The 1282-nt window shown below is 33.5% G+C and carries 1 protein-coding gene; it reads right to left on the reverse strand.

From position 1 onward, the window contains the following. Positions 1 to 285: 285 nt before the first annotated feature. Positions 286 to 1251 carry a hypothetical protein gene (locus ACFSSB_RS15470; protein ID WP_379905936.1) on the reverse strand — a complete coding sequence of 322 codons (966 nt, stop codon included), beginning with the start codon at positions 1249 to 1251 and terminating at the stop codon, positions 286 to 288. Positions 1252 to 1282: the final 31 nt, after the last annotated feature.

The following is a 1282-nucleotide window of genomic DNA, read 5'->3' on the forward strand; positions in this document are numbered from 1 at the left end:
AACGTGTTTGTATATGGTTTGTTGCGTGGTTAAGCAACTAATTTAGTAAATAATTACTGACCAAGAAAGTCCGCGAGGACTTTCGTAAGTAGGCGAGAAACTAGCAATAAATTATATACGGTGTTGTGCGCAGTATTTTTACTATCTTTAGACCAAGATTGAGAGTTAGCTACCAGTCCGCTAATATGACGAAATATGCAAGTTCTTAGTTCACTAGGAATACGGAATTACAATTTATATTGTATGAACGTCAAATCGTATCCGCAAGTGGCTGGTTACTCTCAGTTATTTATAGTAAGCACTTAATAGTACTAATCGCCTTTTTATCAGTTGGCTTAACATTGAATTCTCTTGCCAATTTTCTGGCCACATAATCTCTTCTAACAATCTTATAATAACTGAAGTGTTTTCCAACCCTCCAGCATTATTAATTTGCACTTTTTCATAAGTTAATACGTATTCAGAAGTTCTAAATTCATATCCTCGCTCTGTTTCAAATTCGTTTTTGGTTATATAAATTTTTGAAGGTTTATGTTCTAACAGATTCCCGAGATAAGGGATTAAGTTCAAACTTTTCTCTTTATTTATACTAGAACGTTGTTTTCGGAACATATGCCTCCATCCAACTCTTGTTAATTCTACAATACCAAGATTTGGATTTACAATAGTTTTAGTCTTTAAACTTTTATATTTTTTTAAAGAATGTGCTCTTTTATCTTGTAGAGTTCCTGACAACTCTTTTATTATAATTCCCGAGCCTTCACTTTTTCCGGGAATAACCTTGGCTTGACATCTTGCAATATCAAATCTAGTAGCAGGATTAACTAGGTGATTATCTCCATAATTTTGGCTCACATTTGTTGAAAATGGATGTATATAAGCCCAATATGTCGAATTTGTCTCTCTCTCTACCCAAATTAAACAAATTGGATGAGATGTTCTTTGTGCTGATTTTTTTGCAACACCCAAAAGAGTAAAACCATTCTCAAGTTTTCTCCCATATGTACTTCCTGATTTTACTTGAACAAAAAAGATTAATCTTTCCTTTATAATCCAAGGATGATCATAAGAACAAATCAAATCAATTTTTCTGCCATCTTCATTTCTACTTCCCCAACTAACTTCGGCTCCCATTGCTTTAAGAAGCATAGAAGCACTTAGTACTTCCGCATCATTTCCGTTTTCAAGATTGTTTTCTCGATTTTGTTTAGGTTCTAAAATTGTTCTGTGTCGAAGTAAGGTTGATTTCATTTACGGATGTTTCTTCATATTGCGCACAACG

Origin of the sequence: Lacinutrix gracilariae (assembly GCF_042684485.1) — a bacterium.
In the GTDB taxonomy this organism is placed as follows: domain Bacteria; phylum Bacteroidota; class Bacteroidia; order Flavobacteriales; family Flavobacteriaceae; genus Oceanihabitans; species Oceanihabitans gracilariae.